21 protein-coding genes are annotated in these 19908 nt (G+C 60.0%); 6 read left to right on the forward strand and 15 right to left on the reverse strand.

The window, feature by feature from the left end; all coding sequences use genetic code 11:
• Nucleotides 1-249 precede the first annotated feature (249 nt).
• Nucleotides 250-1248 (reverse strand): Gfo/Idh/MocA family protein, encoded by a 999-nt coding sequence (locus PTZ19_RS12590; protein ID WP_276354890.1) that lies wholly within the window; start codon nt 1246-1248, stop codon nt 250-252.
• A gap of 122 nt (nt 1249-1370) precedes the next feature.
• On the opposite strand from PTZ19_RS12590, the gene PTZ19_RS12595 reads away from it, so the two are divergent.
• The gene (locus tag PTZ19_RS12595) at nt 1371-2174 is read left to right on the forward strand and encodes a Cof-type HAD-IIB family hydrolase (RefSeq protein ID WP_276354894.1); all 804 of its coding nucleotides are present in this window, start codon (nt 1371-1373) and stop codon (nt 2172-2174) included.
• Between the two features lie 417 nt (nt 2175-2591).
• On the opposite strand, the gene PTZ19_RS12600 is transcribed toward PTZ19_RS12595, so the two are convergent.
• The 7 genes from PTZ19_RS12600 to cysT form a co-directional block, all read right to left on the reverse strand.
• Nucleotides 2592-3008, reverse strand: coding sequence for a hypothetical protein (locus PTZ19_RS12600; RefSeq protein ID WP_276354895.1), 417 nt, complete (start codon nt 3006-3008; stop codon nt 2592-2594).
• Nucleotides 3009-3132: 124 nt separating this feature from the next.
• A complete protein-coding gene (locus PTZ19_RS12605) occupies nt 3133-3651 on the reverse strand; it encodes a YcxB family protein (RefSeq protein WP_276354896.1) in 519 nt (172 codons plus the stop codon).
• Nucleotides 3652-3666: 15 nt separating this feature from the next.
• On the reverse strand, nt 3667-4629 hold the full coding sequence (locus PTZ19_RS12610) for a GNAT family N-acetyltransferase (protein WP_276354897.1): 963 nt from the start codon (nt 4627-4629) through the stop codon (nt 3667-3669).
• Nucleotides 4630-4807: 178 nt separating this feature from the next.
• On the reverse strand, nt 4808-5869 hold the full coding sequence (locus PTZ19_RS12615) for a sulfate ABC transporter substrate-binding protein (protein WP_276354899.1): 1062 nt from the start codon (nt 5867-5869) through the stop codon (nt 4808-4810).
• Entirely contained in the window at nt 5856-6920 is a 1065-nt protein-coding gene (locus PTZ19_RS12620; protein ID WP_276354900.1) for a sulfate/molybdate ABC transporter ATP-binding protein, read from the reverse strand. The genes PTZ19_RS12615 and PTZ19_RS12620 overlap by 14 nt, the downstream gene beginning before the upstream one ends.
• Before the next feature lie 38 nt (nt 6921-6958).
• Complete coding sequence (locus PTZ19_RS12625) at nt 6959-7756, reverse strand: sulfate ABC transporter permease subunit (RefSeq protein WP_276354902.1); 798 nt, start codon at nt 7754-7756, stop codon at nt 6959-6961.
• Nucleotides 7753-8568 carry a sulfate ABC transporter permease subunit CysT gene (cysT, locus tag PTZ19_RS12630; RefSeq protein WP_276354903.1) on the reverse strand — a complete coding sequence of 272 codons (816 nt, stop codon included), beginning with the start codon at nt 8566-8568 and terminating at the stop codon, nt 7753-7755. Before cysT ends, PTZ19_RS12625 begins: the two co-directional genes overlap by 4 nt.
• A 258-nt stretch (nt 8569-8826) precedes the next feature.
• Here cysT and PTZ19_RS12635 point away from each other — a divergent pair, with 258 nt between their 5' ends.
• Complete coding sequence (locus tag PTZ19_RS12635; protein ID WP_276354904.1) at nt 8827-9228, forward strand: secondary thiamine-phosphate synthase enzyme YjbQ; 402 nt, start codon at nt 8827-8829, stop codon at nt 9226-9228.
• Between the two features lie 41 nt (nt 9229-9269).
• Here the strand turns inward: PTZ19_RS12635 and PTZ19_RS12640 are convergent, their stop codons facing one another.
• Complete coding sequence (locus PTZ19_RS12640) at nt 9270-9902, reverse strand: YigZ family protein (RefSeq protein WP_276354905.1); 633 nt, start codon at nt 9900-9902, stop codon at nt 9270-9272.
• A 65-nt stretch (nt 9903-9967) separates the two neighbouring features.
• On the opposite strand from PTZ19_RS12640, the gene PTZ19_RS12645 reads away from it, so the two are divergent.
• Nucleotides 9968-10231, forward strand: coding sequence for a YkgJ family cysteine cluster protein (locus PTZ19_RS12645; protein ID WP_276354906.1), 264 nt, complete (start codon nt 9968-9970; stop codon nt 10229-10231).
• 13 nt (nt 10232-10244) lie between these two features.
• Here the strand turns inward: PTZ19_RS12645 and PTZ19_RS12650 are convergent, their stop codons facing one another.
• The 3 genes from PTZ19_RS12650 to PTZ19_RS12660 all read right to left on the reverse strand — a co-directional run bounded on the left by PTZ19_RS12650 (nt 10245) and on the right by PTZ19_RS12660 (nt 13667).
• Nucleotides 10245-10925: a TerC family protein gene (locus PTZ19_RS12650; protein ID WP_276354908.1), complete on the reverse strand. Its 681-nt coding sequence runs from the start codon at nt 10923-10925 to the stop codon at nt 10245-10247.
• 15 nt (nt 10926-10940) lie between these two features.
• Nucleotides 10941-12296: a glucose-6-phosphate isomerase gene (locus PTZ19_RS12655; protein WP_276354909.1), complete on the reverse strand. Its 1356-nt coding sequence runs from the start codon at nt 12294-12296 to the stop codon at nt 10941-10943.
• An 879-nt stretch (nt 12297-13175) separates the two neighbouring features.
• Complete coding sequence (locus tag PTZ19_RS12660; protein WP_276354910.1) at nt 13176-13667, reverse strand: DinB family protein; 492 nt, start codon at nt 13665-13667, stop codon at nt 13176-13178.
• 445 nt (nt 13668-14112) lie between these two features.
• Between PTZ19_RS12660 and PTZ19_RS12665 the strand changes: the two genes are divergently transcribed.
• Both PTZ19_RS12665 and PTZ19_RS12670 read left to right on the forward strand, forming a co-directional pair.
• Entirely contained in the window at nt 14113-14688 is a 576-nt protein-coding gene (locus PTZ19_RS12665) for a CGNR zinc finger domain-containing protein (protein WP_276354911.1), read from the forward strand.
• Between the two features lie 132 nt (nt 14689-14820).
• On the forward strand, nt 14821-16092 hold the full coding sequence (locus PTZ19_RS12670; RefSeq protein WP_339329326.1) for an NAD(P)-binding domain-containing protein: 1272 nt from the start codon (nt 14821-14823) through the stop codon (nt 16090-16092).
• 105 nt (nt 16093-16197) lie between these two features.
• Here the strand turns inward: PTZ19_RS12670 and PTZ19_RS12680 are convergent, their stop codons facing one another.
• Entirely contained in the window at nt 16198-16995 is a 798-nt protein-coding gene (locus tag PTZ19_RS12680; RefSeq protein WP_276354912.1) for a protein-glutamine gamma-glutamyltransferase, read from the reverse strand.
• Between the two features lie 155 nt (nt 16996-17150).
• On the opposite strand from PTZ19_RS12680, the gene PTZ19_RS12685 reads away from it, so the two are divergent.
• Nucleotides 17151-17405, forward strand: a complete 255-nt coding sequence (locus tag PTZ19_RS12685; protein ID WP_276354913.1) for a hypothetical protein — start codon at nt 17151-17153, stop codon at nt 17403-17405.
• Between the two features lie 75 nt (nt 17406-17480).
• Here PTZ19_RS12685 and ppnP read toward each other — a convergent pair whose 3' ends face one another.
• Both ppnP and tkt read right to left on the reverse strand, forming a co-directional pair.
• Entirely contained in the window at nt 17481-17798 is a 318-nt protein-coding gene (ppnP, locus tag PTZ19_RS12690) for a pyrimidine/purine nucleoside phosphorylase (RefSeq protein ID WP_276354914.1), read from the reverse strand.
• Nucleotides 17799-17856: 58 nt separating this feature from the next.
• Complete coding sequence (gene tkt / locus PTZ19_RS12695; protein ID WP_276354915.1) at nt 17857-19866, reverse strand: transketolase; 2010 nt, start codon at nt 19864-19866, stop codon at nt 17857-17859.
• Nucleotides 19867-19908: the final 42 nt, after the last annotated feature.

A 19908-nucleotide genomic window follows, 5' to 3' on the forward strand; every position in this document is an offset into this window, starting at 1 on the left:
AATGTCAACGTTTTTCAAATCGTAACGGACAACACGGACCTTAAGCGCCCCACTTCGCGGCTAATCAGCGGTATTTTTGCTGAATAAGTGCAATCGTGTCCGTTAGAATACGATAAGTTGAGGAATGCCCCCGATAACGTCCTCTGTGTCCCTTAGCCTGATGGTGTCCATGTTTTTCGACCTGGTATGCGAATGGGTCAGTCGTAGAAAAAAAAGCCCGGCACGGTAGCCAGGCATAGCAAACGAATCTTACGTCCCCAACCGAATCCGTTCGCCCCGCTTGGCGGAAGCAAGGCAGGCTTCGAGCAGGCGCATCCCGGCCACCGCGTCTTCGGCCGGATAGGCAGGCGGCTCGAGTCCCCGGACGACGCGCGCGAATCGGTCGGCTTGGACCACGTACGCGTTGACGCCGTACGGTCCTTCCTTCCGGACGCTGCCCCGGACCTCCACGGTCAGGCCGTCGTTTTCCAGGCCCGGCAGGAAGGCGGGCTCCAGCACGATCCGTCCTTCCGAGCCGACGATCTCCAGCCGGTTGCGGTCCGCGGCCCACATGCCGCAATCGAACGACATGGCGACGCCGTCCGGAAACTCCACCAAGCCGGAAGCCATCATGTCCACGCCTCCGTGCTCCGGCGAGAACAAGGCCCGTACCGTGACGGCTTCCGGTTCGGTTCCCATGATCCAGCGGGCCGCGCTCAGGGGATAACATCCGACGTCGTACAAGCCGCCGCCTCCCCATTCCGCCACGTGGCGGATGTCGCCTTTGCTGCCCGCGCCGTTGTATGAGAACGCCGCTTGGATGGCGCGTACGGGGCCGATTTCCCCGCTCGCCAGGATCTCCTTGACCCGGGCGATCCGCGGATGATGGCGGTACATGAACGCTTCCGCCAGATGCACGCCGGCAGCCCGGCACGCGTCGGCCATTTCCCGCGCTTCCTCGGCCGTCAGCGCCAGCGGTTTCTCGCAGAGCACGTGCTTGCCGGCCTGAGCCGCGGCGATCGTCCACGGCTTGTGGAGATGGTTCGGCAGCGGGATGTAAACCGCCTCGATATCGGGATCCGCCAGCAGCTCCTCGTAGCTGCCATAGGCTCTCGGCACGCCATACCGGTCCGCCTTGGCGCGGGCCTTCCCCAGGTCCCGGCTGGCGATGCCGAGCAGCTCCGCCGTTTCCGACGCGAGCAGCGCCGGAATAACGTCCCGGTCCCCGATATTCGCCGCGCCCAGCATGCCCCAACGCAATTTTTTCATCAGCGTTTCATCCCTTCGTTACCCATTTTGTCCCATTATAGCATAGGGTGCGGTCTTTCTCGTCCGGAGCTTTTGCGCTACAATGGTACGCATATGCGCTGCTGACAGAAAGGATGAAACGAATGCCTTACCGCTTGATGGCCATGGATTTGGACGACACGCTGCTGACCGACGACCTGACCGTGACCGAGACCACGAAGGAAGCCATGAGAAAGGCGATCGCCCAAGGCATCCATTTGACGATCGCGACGGGCCGGATGTTCGATTCGGCGCGGCAGATCGCGGGGCAGGTCGGACTCAACGTTCCGATCATTACCTACCAAGGATCCTTGATCAAAAATTTGCTGGACGAATCGGTCCTGTACGAGCGCTCGGTGCCGGCGGACGCCGCCGTCCGGCTCTGCGAATATTGCCGGGAACGCGGGTTGCACTTGCAGACCTACATTGACGACAAGCTGTACGCTCCGGAAGAGAACGACAAGCTGAGAACGTACGCCAAGCAATCCAACATCCCTTATACGATCGTGCCGGACTTCGCTTCGTTGGTCGCCGCCTCTAAGAACACGAAGCTGGTGATCATCGACGAGCCGGCTTATTTGGACGGCATCATGCCCGAATTGCGGGACCTCATGGGTCCGGACGTTCACCTGACCAAATCCAAAAGCAACTATTTGGAGGCGCTGCACCGGGAAGGAACGAAAGGACATGCCTTGCGCTTTCTGGCCGCCCATTACGGCATTCCGATGGAGGAAACGATCGCCGTCGGGGATGCCTGGAACGACCGCGAGATGATCGAGGCGGCCGGCCTCGGCGTGGCCATGGCCAACGCGGTGCCCGGGCTGAAGGAGCTGGCGGACTACGTCACGCCCGTAAGCAACAACGATGACGGCGTGCGGCACGTGCTGGAGAAGTTCGTGCTGGGTTAACCGGTGATTGAGGCGACGTGCCCGCTCATGTTGAGGAAGAAAGTTTCTTAACTCGGTCGAAAACATGTGCTTACTGCGAGCGTTGAGGAAGAAAGTTTCGTAACTCGGTCGAAAACATGTGCTTACTGCGAGCGTTGAGGAAGAAAGTTTCGTAACTCGGTCGAAAACATGTGCTTACTGCGAGCGTTGAGGAAGAAAGTTTCTTAACTCGGTCGAAAACATGTGCTTACTGCGAGCGTTGAGAAAGAAAGTTTCTTAACTCGGTCGAAAACCGTGCTTACTGCGAGCGTTGAGAAAGAAAGTTTCTTAACTCGACCGAAAACCGTGCTGGCGCAAGAGTTAGGCGGGTACGAACGAGGCCGTTGGCATTGCCGCCAACGGCCTCGTTTCGATTATATTCCGCGTTGCGTCCCCTGACTAATCCGCATCGTCCGGGATTCGCCGAGATGCGTTCCGGAACCAGCCCCCCAGCCGCACCAGCAAAGCATAGATCACGGCGATGCCGAATCCGGAATACAGGAACACGGAATTCCCGGCGTAGAAAATCCAGCTCACCGCGGCGCCGGCGACGAGGTCGGCACCCGCTTTCGCGGCCGCCCGCCCGGGAAAGTCCGGCAGCCGCCCGATCAGCGCGTTCAGCACCCACGACCCCAGCGTCAAGCCGAGCACCCCGTACCAGCCATACAGCCATAAACCGACCACGGCAAAATAAGGCCAGGCGATCACCATGGCGCCCTCGCGAACGTCGATCACGAGCACCGCAAGCACGGCCAGGAAAAACGCGAACACCGCGATGCCCAGCCGGAACAATAAATTCGCCGCCGCACTCCGCATGTCCCGCACCGCCTTTCCTTCAACGCGATACCTGCAATTGCCGATCGAACGGGATCCCGATCTCGCCGCAGCGGGAAAAGCTGTCGTACGCCTGGAAGCGACACGCGCAGGAGCCGGGACTTGCCTAACCTTTCAGCCTGAGCTTCGACGCCGGAAGATGGCGGCGCAGCGCCGCTTTGACGTCCGCTAGATCCGCGATATCCCGTTTCGGCAGCAGAATCACTTTATTGCTCGCGAAATAAATCAGGATGGCCCGGGAGGACTCCGCGGCTTTGCGGATCTCGTCCCACGGCAAGCCTGTCGTTTGCCCGCCGGCGGTATGGCGGACTTCCGTCTCCGCCAGCTCGATTTGCTGCTCCAGCCCGGACAGGCCTTCGCCCTCGAACCGCTTCCCCGAGCGTACCCGCATCCGGTAGATTTGATACCAGACCATGAGCCCGCTGACGATCAGAGCCGCCGGGATAACGACGGCGAGTCCGCTCGCTGCTTGAAGCAATCCGCTCCACTTGGCCAGCAGGACGAACAAGCACGCGTAGAAGACAAACATCCCGACCAGCTGCCAGCGGCCTTGATAAAGCTGGAAACCCGCATAGTCTTCCGCTTTCAGGCGGATTCGGATGGGACCCGGCTGCGTTTCGGACATCGGCATCGCTCCTCCTTATACGCCCAGCTTTTTCTCCATCGTCAGCGCCTTCACGGAGCCTTGGGGGCGAACGACCAGCTCCTGGTCCACGATTTCGTACCCCATGTCCTGGTACATCGCGACGTTGTTCTGGACCGTCTGCCGCACTTTGCAGCGGCACTTGTCCAGCCCTTTGCTTACGCCCAGCTGCTCGATCCAGCGAACCAGCCGTTTGGCGTATCCTCTTCGTCTGCGGGCGGGCGGAACCGACAACCGGAAAAACTGAATCGTATCGCCTTCCACCGAATAGCGTACCATCGCCGCGGGTTTGTCGTCCTCGTACAAAATGGCCGCTCCTTGCCCGTTCGCCAAGTTCTCGCGGACCGAATCCGCCGTTTCGTCCAGCGCGCTCGAGGGCGGAACCGCCGCGCGGTATTCCTCGAATGCCTCCATCATCAGCGCGTGCACGGTTTCCGCATCATCCGGACCCGCTTCCCGGATTTCGAGGACGGGTTCCGCCACCGAGAGGCGGGATACGGGCGCGGGCTGAGGATCGACTTCTTTCGCGCCGTCGTCCGAAGTTTCCGCGTCCTCCACGGCCGACGGAGTCACGTCGATGGGACCCGAAGACGGAAGCATGTCCGTAAAATATAATCTCGCGGAACGGCTGATCAAAAGGAAGGCCGACAGGACACCCATGAACATCATCGGTTGCGAAATCATGCTGCCGGAGAGAAGCAACAGGAAAGACCCCACGATGGCGGACATCCGCTTTTTGCGCCGAACCGCCCATAACGTGACGACGGCAGCCGCTGCCGGAATCATCAGGAGAATGAGGTTGATGGCAACCTGGGAGCCCGACAGTTGGGCGATTTTATCCGCCTGATCGGCCGGCGGGGAAATCAACAATCGAACGTTCAGCGCCAGGATCGCCACGGACAGCGCCAATTGGAGGTACAAGATCAAGGTTGCGATGCGGATACTGGTCGGTCTGGGCAAAAGGAAATCCCCCTTATGTGCGTTTGCGTTCTCCCTCAAATTTTCTCGCCATGAAGACGCATTTCCTCTATTTTAGGGATTTTCGCGGGAAAGAACAAATCCATCGGCAAACACGCGGGTTTATCGAAAATGCGGGGGCGGAGCTTCCGAAAAGCAAAAGCGCGGCCGCGGCCGCGCTTCACGTTCCCGACAATACCTGATACCATACGCCCCGAGGGGAATACAACGTTTGCCGGACCCGGTCCCATCCTCCGAGGTAGCCGATGTCGAACAAGCCGGCGGGCTGCGTAACCCGATCCTTCCATTCGGCCGCCGTCTCGGCGTTCGCCGGACGGAACCCGTGTTTGGCGAACAGCTCCTGCGCCTGCTTTCCATGCAGGAATTCGACGAAAGCATCTGCCGCCTCCCGGACGCCGTGCCGATCCGCGTTGCGGTCCACGACCGCGGCGGGGTTCTCGATGAGAATCGTGTTGTCCGGCACGACGATGTCGTAGCGGACCCCCTGGGCGATCCGCGCCAGCAGCTCGTTCTCGTACGTCACGATGACGTCGCCGACCCCGTACTCGAACGCCGCCATGGACGCGCGCCCGCTCTTGTCCATGGACTCGACGTTCCGGTGGACGTCCTCCAGGAACCGCTTGGCCGCCGCCTCGTCTTTGGCGCCGGTCTCCTGCTCCGAACGTTTCAAGCCGGCGCCGTAGATGGCGTTGATGTCCCATTGGGCGCCGCCCGACGTTTTCGGGTTCGGATACAGCACCTTCACGCCGGGGCGGGTCAAATCCTCGAAGTCCCGGATCCCGAGCGGATTGCCGGGACGGGTGCCGAGCACGACGATGGACCTCGTCACCATGCCGCCGTCCGGCCCCGATTTCCAGTCCCCGTTCATCAGCCCCGCCTGGACGATCTTGTCCATGTCGCCTTCCATCGCCAGCAGCGTGACGTCCGCCTCGAACCCGCCGACGATCGCCCTTGCCTGGGTGCCGGACGCTTCATACGATTCCTGGAAAGAGATCTTTTGGCCGGTCTTGGCCAACCACTCCTTCTGAAACGCCGGCAAAATGTCGGCAAGCGCGTCCTTGGCGACCGAATAGGCGCCGATCACGAGCGTAACCCCGCCTTTGGCGGAGGAGCCGGCAACGCTGCCGCTTCCGTCCCCCTCGTCCCCCGTTCGGGTCCCTCCGCAGCCGGCCAGCAGCAGGACGAGAGCCAGAAGAAGGGCAACCCCTTTAAATTTCGACATACATCCGATCTTCCTTCAGCTTGTTTTCCATGATCCAGCTGTCGTTGTCGTTGAACAGATACGCCCGGTGCACGAGCACCTGGATTTCGTCCCCCGGATGGAGCACTTCCTTCTCGAGCGAACGGTACGTCACGAGCCGGGTCGAACCGACCTCCAGTTCCACCAGCCACTCGCTGCCGCGGAATTGCAGATGTTTGACCCTGCCGGTCTCGGTCGCGGACAGGATCTGGAATTCCTCGGGCTTGCCGATCTCGACGTATTCGGGCCGGATCAGTCCCTTGGTGCCGGGCCAAGCCCGGGCATCCTCGAAGCCGCGGAGCGAGGAGACGTCCTCGACGATCGTGGATTCCCCGATAAAGCTGGCCACGAACGGCGTCTGCGGATTTTTGTAGATCTCCCAAGGCGTGCCTTTCTGCTCCAGGTTCCCTTTGCTGATGATCATGATCTCGTCGGCCACTTCGATCGCCTCATCCTGGTCGTGCGTGACGAAGATCGAGGTGATGCCGAGCCGGTCGATCATTTCCCGCAGCCAAGAGCGAAGCTCCTGGCGGATTTTGGCGTCGATCGCCGCGAACGGTTCGTCCAGCAGCAGCAGCTGCGGCTCCGGTGCCAATGCGCGGGCGAACGCGACGCGCTGGCGCTGCCCGCCCGACAGCTGGTGGGGGTAGCGCTTCTCGAAACCGGAGAGTCCGGTCAGTTCGACCAGCTCGGCTACCCGCTCCTTGATGCGGGATTTCGGCCATTTCTTGACCTCCAGCCCGAACGCGATGTTGCCTTCCACCGTCATGTGCTTGAACAGGGCGTAGTTCTGGAATACGAACCCGATTCCCCGCTCCTGCGGGGGCAGATCGTTGACCCGCTTGCCGTGGAACAGGATGTCCCCGCTGTCGGGCGTTTCCAAGCCGGCCAGCATGCGGAGAATCGATGTTTTCCCGCCTCCGCTGGGACCGAGCAGGCCGATCAGCTGGCCTTTGGCGATCGAGAAATCGACGTTCTTCACCGCATGGAATTCGCCGAATTTTTTGTTGAGCCCCCGGACTTCCACGTGCATGCCGACCACTCCTCTTTCCTTGAACGAGTCAAGCGAATTTATACATGCTTCTGCCTGGATTTCGCCCATTCCATGAGCAGCAGAAGGGCAACCGAACCCGCGGCCAATACGAGCGCCACCGCGTTCGCCGACGTCAGGCTGAAGTTTTCCACGTCTTGATAGACCAAGGTCGTCGCGGTTTGCGTTTTGAACAGAATGTTGCCCGATACGACCAACACGGCTCCGAATTCCCCGAGGGAGCGGGCGACGGTCAGAACGACGCCGTATACGACGCTCCAACGGATCTGCGGCCAAGTGACCCTCCGGAACGTCGTCCACCCGTAGGCCCCGAGCATGGAGGCCGCTTCTTCCTGCTGCGTGCCGATCTCCTGCAGGACCGGCATCACCTCGCGGATCACGAGCGGAAACGTCACGAACAAGGTGGCCAGGATCATGCCCGGCAACGCGTAGACGATTTTAATGCCGGCTGCTCCGAGCAGCCCGCCGAGCGCCGAATCCGGCCCCAGCAGCAGCACGATCATCAGGCCACCGATCACGGGGGATACCGCGAACGGCAAATCCACGATGCTGTTCAGCAGTTTTTTCAAACGGGGCCCCAGCCATGCGGCCCTGACCAGATACATGGAAAAGATGACGCCGAAAAACGTATTGATGACGGTCACCGCGGCCACGATGAGCCCGGTCATGGCCAGGGCGTGCACCGCCTCCGGCCGGGTCAGCCCGTTCGCGAAGCCCCGCCATCCTTCATCCCAAGCCCCCATGGCGATCCGCACGACCGGGGCGCCCAGCAGCAGCGCGAATACCAGAAACGTCAATCCGATCCACAGCCGCCTCATGCCGTTTTCCTCCGCGATTGCAAATGGTTGACGAGCCAGAGGATGAGGAACGACAACGTTAGCAGGATGACGCTGACGGCGGCCGCGCCGGCCGCGTTGTCGCTCTCGATCTCGCCGAAAATGTAGACCGATGCGATCAGCGTTCTTCCCGGGATGTTGCCGGCCACGAGCACGACGGCCCCGAACTCGGCGAGCGCCCTGGAGAACGCCAGCATCGCGCCGCTTACGATGCCGGGCAGCATGTTCGGGAAAATGACGCGGAAAAAGGTTTTCCTCTTCGACGCCCCCATCGTATAGGCCGCTTCCTCTTCCGCCGGATCCAGTTCTTCCAGCAGCGGCTGCACCGCCCGGATGACGAAGGGAAACGTGACGAATACCATGGCGATCACGATCGCGGGACGATGGAACAGGATGGAGAAACCGAGCTGCTCCGCCCAATGGCCGACCGGACTTTGCGGTCCGAGCAACAGGAGGATCATGAGGCCGGCTACCGCCGTCGGCAGCGCGAACGGCAGATCGACCATGCTGTTCAGCAGGCTTCGTCCCGGGAACCGGTAACGGATCAAGACCCAGCCGGCCATCGTCCCGATCGCGATGTTGATGACGGTGGCGATCAAGGCCATGATGACGGTGAGCTGCACGGATTTCCAGGCGAGCGGTTCGGTGATGTTATCCGCGAACGCCTGCCAGCCGGCAGATAACGATTGACCGTAAATGCCGAGAATCGGAAGCACGATCAATATGATAAAATACAGCATGACGGCACTGCGGAATCCCCAGCCCCACCAGCGGTTCTGAAACTTGGAGCTCACGTTGTCGCGTACCTCCCGCAATTCGAAAAATCCGCTGTCGTTTGACCAAAATAACCATAATTCCTATTAATTTAGTCGGTATTGATACTTTATCAAATACATGCTTGTTCCGTCAATCGTTCCGAATAGGCTTTAACCGATTTTTATTAAAGAAACTTATGTACTGTATTCATTTTGTTTATGGGCGGTTCCAGACAAGCGGGGATTTGGGGCTCCCGTCCGCATTCCATGACGCAATGTTGAGGAGGAAGATCCGGCATGCTGTACCGGGAAACGATCCGAACGGGAAAAAGGGACGAAATGATCGACATCACGCGCAGAGTGGAGGCGTTGGTGTGGAGGGAGGGACGGTTCGATGGCATCGCCCTGGTGTATTGTCCGCATACGACGGCGGGCATCGCGATCAACGAGAACGCCGATCCGGACGTGAAACGCGACGTGCTGATGCGGCTGGACGAGGTGTATCCGTGGGAGCATCCGAAATACCGCCATGCGGAAGGGAACACGGCCGCCCATCTGAAAGCGATCACGACCGGCACGTCCCAGACGGTAATCGTAGCGGAAGGCCGCCTGTTGCTCGGCCGATGGCAGGGCATTTACTTCTGCGAGTTCGACGGCCCCCGGGAGCGGGAGTTTTGCGTGAAAATCGTGAAGGGGTAACATCGGGATCTTTGAAGGGGCTCAAAGTCTCTCCGATCGGCCTACTCTCCATCGACGAAGTAGCGCTCTTCGCCGGTTTCGATCAGGGCTTGTCCCTGCGTGAAATCGACGAGCCAGTCGCGGAACCGTTCGGCTTCGCCCGCCTCCGGCAGGCAAAGCACGCGCACGCGGTCGGTGAAGCTGACTTCGCCCGTACGGATGCCCCGATCCCGCAGCGCGTTTTCGAGTTTGCCGTACCATGTGTAATCGATGTCGACGGCGATCTCGCGGTGAAGCACCTTCACGATGGGATCCGCCGCGTCGATGCCGACGACCGCGCCGTCCGTGTAGGCTCGCACCAACCCTCCGGCTCCGAGCATGATGCCGCCGAAGTAGCGGGTGACGACGACCGCGACGTTTTTGAGGCCGCGGTTCTTGATGACTTCCAGTATCGGCTTGCCCGCCGTGCCGCTCGGTTCCCCGTCGTCCAGCGCTTTCTGGCACTGGTCGCGCTCGCCGACCACGTAGGCCGAACAGTTGTGCGTCGCGTCCCAGTATTTCTTTTTCAGCTGTTCGATGAATTGGACCGCCTCTTCCTCGGAGCTGACCGGCCGGGCATGCCCGATAAAACGCGACTTCTTGATGACGATTTCCGCGCTGCCGTAGTCCCTTACGGTCGCGTAACGCTCCAGCATGGCCTTTTCCCCATTTCCCTGAAAAATTCAAGATGAACGAAAAAAACGAAGCGAGGTGGCTCCGCATGGAATGCCGGGTCGGATGCGCCGCCTGCTGCATCGCCGCGTCGATCTCATCGCCGATTCCCGGCATGCCGAAGGGCAAGCCGGCGGGCGTACGCTGCGTGCAGCTGACGGAAAACAACGCCTGCAAGCTGTTCGGCAGGCCGGAAAGGCCGGCCGTCTGCGTCAGCCTGCAGGCGTCGAAAGAAATGTGCGGGGACGCCGATGAAGAGGCGTTCCGCCGGTTGGCCGAATGGGAGCGGTTGACGGCTCCGAGACGGAAATAACGGGGGCGGGGGACTACCCTTCCCCGTGCATCCGTTTGCCGGACTTGCGCGAGGTTGCGATCCCGAACAGAATCACCAAGACGCACATGAGCGCCGGGATCAAATACGGCAGGTCGGAAATCCAAGGCTCGAGCCATCCATGGACCCATTCGTCCTTCACCAGCATTTCTCCCGCCGTAAATCCGAGCAGTCCCGCTCCTAGCCAGACCAGGATGGGATAGCGGTTCATGATCGAAGTCAGCAGACGGCTGCACCAGATAATCAACGGAATGCTGATGCCCAGCCCGATGACGATCAAAAGCCAATTGCCTTGCGCGGCCCCGGCGACGGCGATGACGTTGTCGAGGCTCATGATCAGGTCGGCGACGACGATCGTGCGGATGGCTTGTCCCATCGTCAGGCGTCCGGAAGCGGCGTGCTCCTCTTCTTCTCCCTTGAGCAGCTTAAAAGCAATGTACAGCAGCAGCAAGCTGCCCGCCGCTTCGACGAGCGGAATCCGCAGCAGCCATACCGCGATGAAGGTCAGGACCAGCCGCAGGAACACCGCCCCGAACGTCCCCCAGAAGATCGCCCGTTTCTGCTGGGCCGGTTCCAAGCTGCGGCAGGCCATCGCGATCACGACCGCGTTGTCGCCGCTGAGCACCAGGTTGATCAGGATGACCTGCAGCAGCCCGAGCAGCCACTCTGTATCCATTCCGAATTTCTGCCCTTAGCCCTGCAGCCGCGCTTCCAGCGCTTTTTTCTGTTCTTCGAAGCCGGGCTTGCCGAGCAGCGCGAACATGTTTTTCTTATAGGCTTCCACGCCCGGCTGGTCGAACGGGTTCACGCCGAGCAGGTATCCGCTCACGCCGCAGGCGATTTCGAAGAAGTATACCATGTAGCCGAACGTGTACGGGGTCATATCCGGCAGGTTGACGATCAGGTTCGGCACGTTGCCGTCCGTATGGGCGAGCAGCGTTCCTTCGAACGCTTTCTTGTTCACGAAATCGAGCGTTTGGCCGGCCAGGAAGTTAAGGCCGTCCAGATCGTCCGGATCGCGCTGGATCGAGATCTGCTCCGGCACCTCGCCGACTTGAAGCACGGTCTCGAACAGGATCCGGCTGCCTTCCTGGATGAACTGCCCCATGGAGTGAAGATCCGTGGAGAAATCGACCGAAGCCGGGTAGATGCCTTTATAATCTTTGCCTTCGCTTTCGCCGTACAGCTGCTTCCACCATTCCGATACGAAATGGAGGCCGGGCTCGTAATTGACGAGGATTTCCACCGACTTGCCCTTGCGGTACAGCGCGTTGCGCACGGCGGCGTATTGGTAAGCCTGGTTTGTGCCGAGGTCCGGGTTGTTATATTCGTTCTGGGCGTCGCGGGCGCCTTGCATCATCGCCTCGATGTCGATGCCGGCCGTCGCGATCGGGAGCAGGCCGACGGCGGTCAGCACGGAGTAACGGCCGCCTACGTCGTCCGGAATGACGAACGACTCGTAGCCTTCGGCCGTCGCCAATTGCTTCAGCGCGCCGCGCGCTTTGTCGGTCGTGGCGTAAATCCGTTTGCGCGCCGCTTCTTTGCCGTACTTCTTTTCCAGTTCCTCGCGGAAAATCCGGAAGGCGATCGCCGGCTCCGTGGTCGTGCCGGATTTGGAGATGACGTTGATCGACCAGTCTTTGCCTTCCAGCGCCTGCAGCAAATGCGTGACGTAGGTGGAGCTGATGTTGTTGCCCGCGAAGAAAATCTGCGGGGACTTGCGCTGTTCTTTGGACAGCGTGTTATAGAAGGAATGCGTCAGCATTTCGATGGCCGCGCGGGCGCCGAGGTAAGAACCGCCGATGCCGATGACGACGAGAGCGTCGGAGTCCGAGCGGATCTGGGCCGCGGCTTTCTGGATGCGGGAGAATTCTTCTTTGTCGTAATCGGTCGGCAGGTTGATCCATCCGAGGTAATCCGATCCCGCGCCGGAACCGTTATGTAATTGCTCGTGCGCCAGCTTCACCGCAGGCGCCAAATAGTCGATCTCATGCTGCCCCACGAACGTTAAAGCCTTGGAATAGTCGAAACGTACGCTTTTGCTCACTTGCAAGGTCCCCCTTCGATTCTGGACGATCAAATTTCTTCTTAGCATACTCAAATTTTCCTTCGGGCACAAGTCATTCCGGCATGCGAAAACCCCGTTCGCCGTGATGGCGGACGGGGTTGAACGTGTTCGGGCAGGCGGAAGCCTCCGCGTTCCTCAGTGCAACTTGCGGCCCCCCGACCCAGGAGGCAGACTTGTTGCGGGTCGACGACGTTAAGTCGGTCTCGCCGACTTAACTCGCTTTCGTTGCGTGCTGGCCTCGTTAAGTCGGTCTCACCGGCTTAAACCCTCGCCTTCGTTGCGTGCTGGCCTCGTTAAGTCGGCCTCACCGGCTTAAACCTTCGCCTTCGTTGCGTGCTGGCCTCGTTAAGTCGGTCTCACCGGCTTAAACTCCAATCTTTGCCGGTGACGTTATGCCTGCCGCACAGGCTTAATCCTTCGCCACGTTGCTCGGTGCAGACGTTAAGCCTGCCTGCCGCACAGGCTTAATCCTCCGCCCACGTTGCTCAATGGTGACATTAAGCCTGCCGGGCACGCTTAATCCTCCGCTCTCGCTGCTCGATGGTAACGTTAAGCCTGCCGCACAAGCTTAATCCTTCGCCCACGTTGCTCAATGGTAACGTTAAGCCTGCCGCACAAGCTTAATCCTTCGCCCACGTTGCTCAATGGTGACGTTAAGCCTGCCGGGCACGCTTAATCCTCCGCTCTCTCTGCTCGATGGTGACATTATGCCTGCCGCACAGGCTTAATCTTCCGCCCCACGTNGACGTTAAGCCTGCCGGGCACGCTTAATCCTCCGCTCTCTCTGCTCGATGGTGACATTATGCCTGCCGCACAGGCTTAATCTTCCGCCCCACGTTGTCTTATGGCATGTATGCGTTACTCAAATGAACGGTTTGCAGGCCAAGTGTCCCGGAGCTTGCGGAGCAGGATGATCTGCCCCGCATGGTAGGCGTCGTGGCGGATCAGGCTGTCGGCCCAGCCTTCCAGCTTGCCGCCCGGAAGCGCGTCGTCCAGCTCCGCGTCGTTCATCCCGGCGAGCTTTTCCCGGATTCCCCGGTGAACCCGGTCCAACCGCGCCAGCGTCTCGTTCCATGCCTGATCGCCGGTTTCATCGACCGAAAACGTATCGTCGTTGGTAACGCCCTTCGGATATTCGGTCTCTTCGCCGGTCAACCGTTTCAGCAGACGCTCTTTGTAAAAAATCATATGATTCACCGTTTGCCAAATCGAGTTGACGGAAGAGCTTTCGGGTTTCCATGCAGCCTCTGCCGCGTCAATCCCACGGAGCGCGTCCGCTAAAGGCGGGTACCAATCCTCTTTGTCATAAGCGTAATCCCATCCCTGCAGCAAGCGTTCGATACGGCTCATTCTGAAGATTCCTCCTTAGGGTATGTAACGAATTAAATCCATATTGCTGGTTACAAGGTGCGCCTTCAATATAACACGCACCAGTCCGCATCCGCAAGTAACTAGTGAAAAAGATTTTAGGGTGTTACAATAGGGGACAGACCGAACGAAACGGGTATTCGGCTTGCTTTAAGTCGAGTGAACTGCGAAGATTCGGATGCTAGAGCGGTTTGACTTCCCCTGTATCGAGACTCCAATGCGAATCGGGAGCTAAAATGCACTTGAACTCGCAAAATCAAGGCCCAGAAGCGGTTTAAGTGCTGAAATGCACTTCAAGTCCCCTTTTTTCAACGGCGAACCGATTTTCATTCGATTTCAGGCGCATTTTGGCACTTGATCTGATGAAGCATCAGACAGGCACTTGGATCCCTTCACGAGAAAACCGGAGAACGGAGGCCGCGCAGCCATGTTATGGGACGATTTTCTCAACAGCGATTATCACGATTGGCGCGGCACGGGTTGGTCGGAGGATCGGCTGGACAAGCCGGGATGGCTGGCGCGGTGGCTGGACGAATACGGGCTTCCGAATCCGGGAATTCCTTCCCCCGACGAATTGGGTGAACTCAAACGAATGAGGTCCGATATGCTGCGCATCGTTCAAAGCCTGATCGCGGGGGAATCGCTCTCTCCTTCGGACATGGACAACCTGAACGCCATCCTGTCGGAAGGATCGGTCCGGTACCGGTTGATTCAAGCGGACGGGGGCTTCCGGCTGGAGACGTCCCCCTCCCGCGCCGATTGGAATGGCGTAAGAGCCCAGATCGCCGCCTCCTTCGCGCGCATGCTGGAGCAAGGCGAGCCGTCCCGTCTGCGCATCTGCGGAAATCCGGACTGCCTGTGGGTGTACTACGACGAGACGAAAAACCGCTCCAAACGTTACTGCGACGATAAAATGTGCGGTAATCTGATGAAAGTCCGGCGGTTTAGGGCGAAACGCAAAGCTTCCCAAGACGTCCAAGGTCCGGAAACGCCTTCGAATTAATCCGTTTTGGACGATGGTACGCCATCAGAATCCATTGCCAGACGGATCGGAAGCTCATCATCTTATTTCGGTTTTACCCCCGGTTATGGTACAAAGAAGATAGCACGATTCTCGGATAAGGAGCCATCCACTATGAAAACGGCAGGATTCATCGGACTCGGCGTAATGGGCGCGCCCATGGCGGCCAATCTGCTGCGCAAAGGCTATTCGGTCACCGTTTACAACCGGTCCGCGGGGAAGGCGGACGAGTTGGTCCAACTGGGAGCGGAAACGGCCGCCTCTCCGCTGGAAACGGCACGGTCCGCGGAAGTGATCGTGACGATGGTCAGCAACGACGAGGCGGTTCGCGAGGTTTACTACGGGGAAGCGGGCATTCTGGGCGGCTTGCAGCCGGGAACGGCCGTGATCGACTGCAGCACGGTCTCCCCGGCTTTGTCTCGGCAGCTGGCCCGGGATATCGAAGCCAAGTTTTCTTATTTCCTGGATGCGCCCGTCACGGGAAGCAAGCCTGCCGCCATCGAAGGCAGCCTGCTGTTCATGGTCGGCGGGGATTCGCAAGTCCTCGAGGAAAACCGGGACATCCTGCTGGCCATGGGTAAGCAGGTGATCCACACCGGTCCGAACGGCAGCGGCACGACGGCCAAGTTGGCGCATAACACGATCGTCGGCATTAACGCGGCCGGTCTCATCGAGGGCATGGCCATCGCCGCCAAAGGCGGGATCGACGCTTCCGCCTTCTTAAGGATCGTACAGGCCGGCGGAGCCGCAAGCAAGCAGGCCGACCTCAAAGGCCGCAAAATTATCGACCATGATTTCAGCGTGCAATTCTCCCTCGCTTTGATGCTGAAGGACTTGAAGCTCTCATCCGTGATGACGGACGGTTTCGGCGTATCCACGCCGATGCTGGAATCGGCCAAAAGCCTTTTCCAAATCGGCCAGGCCGCGGGCCACGGGGAATCCGACTTGTCCGCATTGGCCCGAATCTACGAAGAATGGATCGGCACGACGATCTCCGACCGCACGCCCCCCGTCGCCGCCGCAGCGGAATCGGCATCCGCCCTTTCCAACCGCAGAAAAAGCGAAAGGGTGCCGCTCGGCATCCCGGTGATGGTTTCGGTGTACCAATGGCTGCAGGAAGGCTCGTTCTCCGGCCAGTCGGTCGAGGGCGTGCTGAACGACGTTTCGGAGGACGGCCTGCAAATCGCTTCGTCCTTCCCGCTGGAGAACGACATGTTCGTCGTCATCCATATGCCGCCCGACGCGGGATTGCCGCCGATGACGGGCCGCATCATTCGGATCGAAAAGAAGCAGGGCCTGTTCCATTACGGCTGCCTGCTTTCCGCGCTCCCCCTCTATCAGAAGCTCCAGCTGCAGGAATATATCGCCCGGCAAGTCGGGAATTAACGCATTCCCTTGCCGGATTCGGTCGGCAGCAGCCTGCCGGCAGCCAAGGCAAAGGACCCTTGCCCTTCATTCGGGCAAGGGTCCTTTTGCGTGACTTCCGCGTCGTTACAGAAGCGGCGGATCGCCGTAACGTCGTCCTCCGATGTGGGCGCTTACGTTCCGCCGCATCCCGGGAGCGAATTGCGACAGGTACCGGTAATCGGGCTCGACGACCTCGTCCGTCAAATAAGCCGAAACGAGGCTGCCCGGGCGGCGGACGCCGTTCAACCCGTCGATGACCATTCGCAGCGGCACGATGCCTACGGGATGCCCGTAATAGAATTCATCGCCGATTTTGACTAGATTCTCTCCCCGCCATTGCGGCGTTTCGGGATTGAAATCGGGATTGTTGACGTACATGAGGTCTCCGGGATACGACTCCCCGTTTCCTTGGTGCGCGGTCAGCCGCAAATCGCTGTCTACATGCCAGTTATAAAGAAGCAGTCCGGCGAACAGACGGTTAAACGCCGGATCGCCCAGCACGTCCAGCACGCCTTTATACACCACGATGGAGGTCGCGGTGGAGCATTCCGTCGCGTAGCTCCATCCGCTCGAGAAAATATCCCGGATCCCGGCCGACGGAGGAACGTCCTCCCGGATTCGAAACCCCCCTTGCGGCGTTCGAGTCCAGAAACGCTCGTTGCACCGGGCGGTCCTGAAGTCGGCGAAACGGATCCCGCTGCCGCTGATCTCCTCCGCCGCCGCCACGATGCTCGTCCTCGCCTCCATTTCGAATCGAAGCTGCGAAACGGAGGAATAGCGGTACACCTTCCGGCTGCTCCATTTCCGAGCGTAAATCGCCGCCGCCAGAGGAGACCATGTCGTCGTGTCGACGGGCGTCTGCGTACCGGAGATCTCGATCACCGGCATCCCCTCCTTTCCTTATGGATCATCGTATGCCGCGGGTGCATGCGGCATGCCCGATCGCTCCATTTGCGCCCATTTTCGCAGGGCGAGTGTCATGGTCCCCGGCATGGGCATACGCTGATACCACCTAAACCAAGGAGGAAAACCCGAACATGGAACCCATTTTTAAGGCTCCCAATGTTGCGCCCGTGAACGTCGCGCCTGTCAACGTGGCGCCGAACGTCGCGCCGAATATCGGTCCGATGCCCGTCTCGCCTGCCGCGATCATGCCCGAAACGATGCCGTACTTGCCCGCCAACATGCCGTTCCATCATGAGCATGTCCACGTCTGTCCCTGCTGCCATCAGCCGCTTGGGGCTTACGGGATGGCGCCGTACGGCGGCTTTCACCATTGGCCCTGGTTTTAACGGCAAGCATGGCCAAAACAAAAGCAGTCCGCTCCGACGGGAGCGGACTGCTTGGCTTATCGCGGCTTCTCCGATTTACGCGTCCAGGTAGGAGCACACGTAATCGGCCACTTGGGTGACCTTGAGCTTGAAGCTGGAGTTCGCGGGCACGGTGAATTCCCCGGTGCCGGAAATCCGGAGCCATTCGTCGCTGCCGGGAAGCTGAACGCTGAGCTCGCCCGCCAGGATTTCCATGACTTCCTTCTTGCCGGTGCCGAACTCGTATTCGCCCGGCAGCATGATGCCGAGCGTCTTGCGCGTGCCGTCCGCGAACAGCACAGTGCGGCTGGTGACTTTGCCGTCGAAGTAGACGTTGGCTTCTCTGACGACGGACACGTTGTCGAATTGGGACATGGACGGGTTCCTCTCCTTGTAGATCTATCTAGGGTAAGCTTAAAGCGTATGAGTCTCGTCAGATCAGCTTGCGGAATTGCTCGACCACGTTCTCGACCGTAAAGCCGTATTCCTTGATCACGCGGTCTCCGGGCGCGGAAGCCCCGAACGTGGAGATGCCGAGGATCGAGCCGCCGTCGCCGACGTAACGCTCCCAGCCGAACGGAGAAGCCATCTCGATCGCGAGACGGGCTTTGACCGATTTCGGAAGGACGCTGTCCTTGTAGCTTTGCGGCTGCTTGTCGAACAGATCCCAGCTCGGCATGCTGACCACGCGCACGTGGATGCCTTGCTCGGCCAGCGCTTTCTGCGAAGCGACGGCGAGCTGCACTTCGGAGCCGGTGGCGATCAGGATACCTTGGGGAGCGCCGTTGGCCGCCTCGGAAAGTACATAAGCGCCTTGGGCGATACCGTCCTTCGCCTTCTCCGCCGTCCCGGCCAGGATGGGCAGGTTTTGGCGAGTCAGCACGAGCGCCACCGGATTCGCCGTGTTTTGCAGTGCATACGCCCATGCCGCGGACGTCTCGTTGCCGTCGGCCGGACGGATGACCGTCAGGCCCGGCATGGCGCGGATGGAAGCCAGCTGCTCGATCGGCTCGTGCGTCGGGCCGTCTTCGCCGACCGCGATGGAGTCGTGCGTCAGCACGTACACGACCGGCTGGTGCATGATCGAAGCCAGGCGGACTGCCGGGCGCAAGTAATCCGTGAACACGAAGAAGGTGCCGCCGTAAACCCGCAGGCCGCCGTGCAGCGAGATGCCGTTCATCGCGGCGGCCATGCCGAACTCGCGCACGCCGAAGTAAATGTTGCGGCCTTCGTAGCTGCCCGGCTTATAGACCGGCAAGCCTTTCATGTGCGTCATCGTGGAGCTCTCCAGGTCGGCGGAGCCGCCTACGAGGTAGGGCACGTTTTTGGCCAAGCCATTGATCGCGTTGCCGGAAGCGACGCGCGTGGAGACTGGTTTATCTTCGGTCGAATACTTCGGCAGGTCCGCGTCCCAGCCTTGCGGCAGCTCGCGGGCCAGCGCCAACTCGAACTGGCGGGCCAGATCCGGATAAGCGGACTTATATCGGTTGAAATTGTTCTCCCAAGCCGCGTACGATTGCTCGCCGCGCTTCTTCACTTCCGCGAAATGGGCGCGCACTTCGTCCGGCACATGGAACTCCGGCCACTCCCAACCGTAGACTTCCTTCGTCAGCTTGGCTTCATCGGCGCCGAGCGGGGATCCGTGCGGGCCGGCGTGGCCGCCTTTGCCGCCTTTGTTCGGAGAGCCGTAGCCGATGACCGTTTTCACTTCGATCAACGTCGGTTTGGACGTCTCGGCTTGCGCCTGGGCGATCGCGGCAGCGATGGCGGCGAGGTCGTTGCCGTCATCCACGCGCAGTACTTGCCAGTTATAGCCTTCGAAACGCTTGGCGACATTTTCGGAGAAGGACAGGTTCAGCTCGCCGTCCAGCGAAATGTCGTTCGAATCGTACAGCACGATCAATTTTCCGAGCTTCAAATGCCCCGCGAGCGAAGCCGACTCGGAGGAGATGCCCTCCATCAGGTCGCCGTCGCCGCAGATGGCATATGTATAGTGGTTAATCAGCTCGTGGCCGTCGCGGTTATAGGTAGAAGCCAGTTGAGCTTCCGCCATGGCCATGCCGACCGCCATGCCGATGCCTTGGCCGAGCGGACCGGTCGTCGCGTCGACGCCCGCCGTATGTCCGAACTCCGGATGACCCGGCGTTTTGGAGCCCCACTGGCGGAAGTTTTGGATCTCTTCCAGCGGAAGATCGTATCCGCTCAGGTGCAGCAGCGAATAGAGCAGCATGGATCCGTGGCCGGCGGACAGCACGAAACGGTCCCGGTCGATCCACAGCGGTTGGGACGGATTGTGCTTCATCGTTTTCGCGAAAAGCTGATAGCCCATCGGGGCGGCGCCCATCGGCATGCCGGGATGGCCCGACTTCGCTTTTTCGATCGCGTCGATGGTCAGCGTCCGGATCGTCGTGACGGACAACTGGTCGATGTTCGGATTAGACATTTTGGCAGAAACCTCCTCATTTTCCTATCCAGCTATTGTACC

The organism is Cohnella caldifontis (assembly GCF_029360585.1).
Lineage (GTDB): Bacteria > Bacillota > Bacilli > Paenibacillales > Paenibacillaceae > Cohnella > Cohnella caldifontis.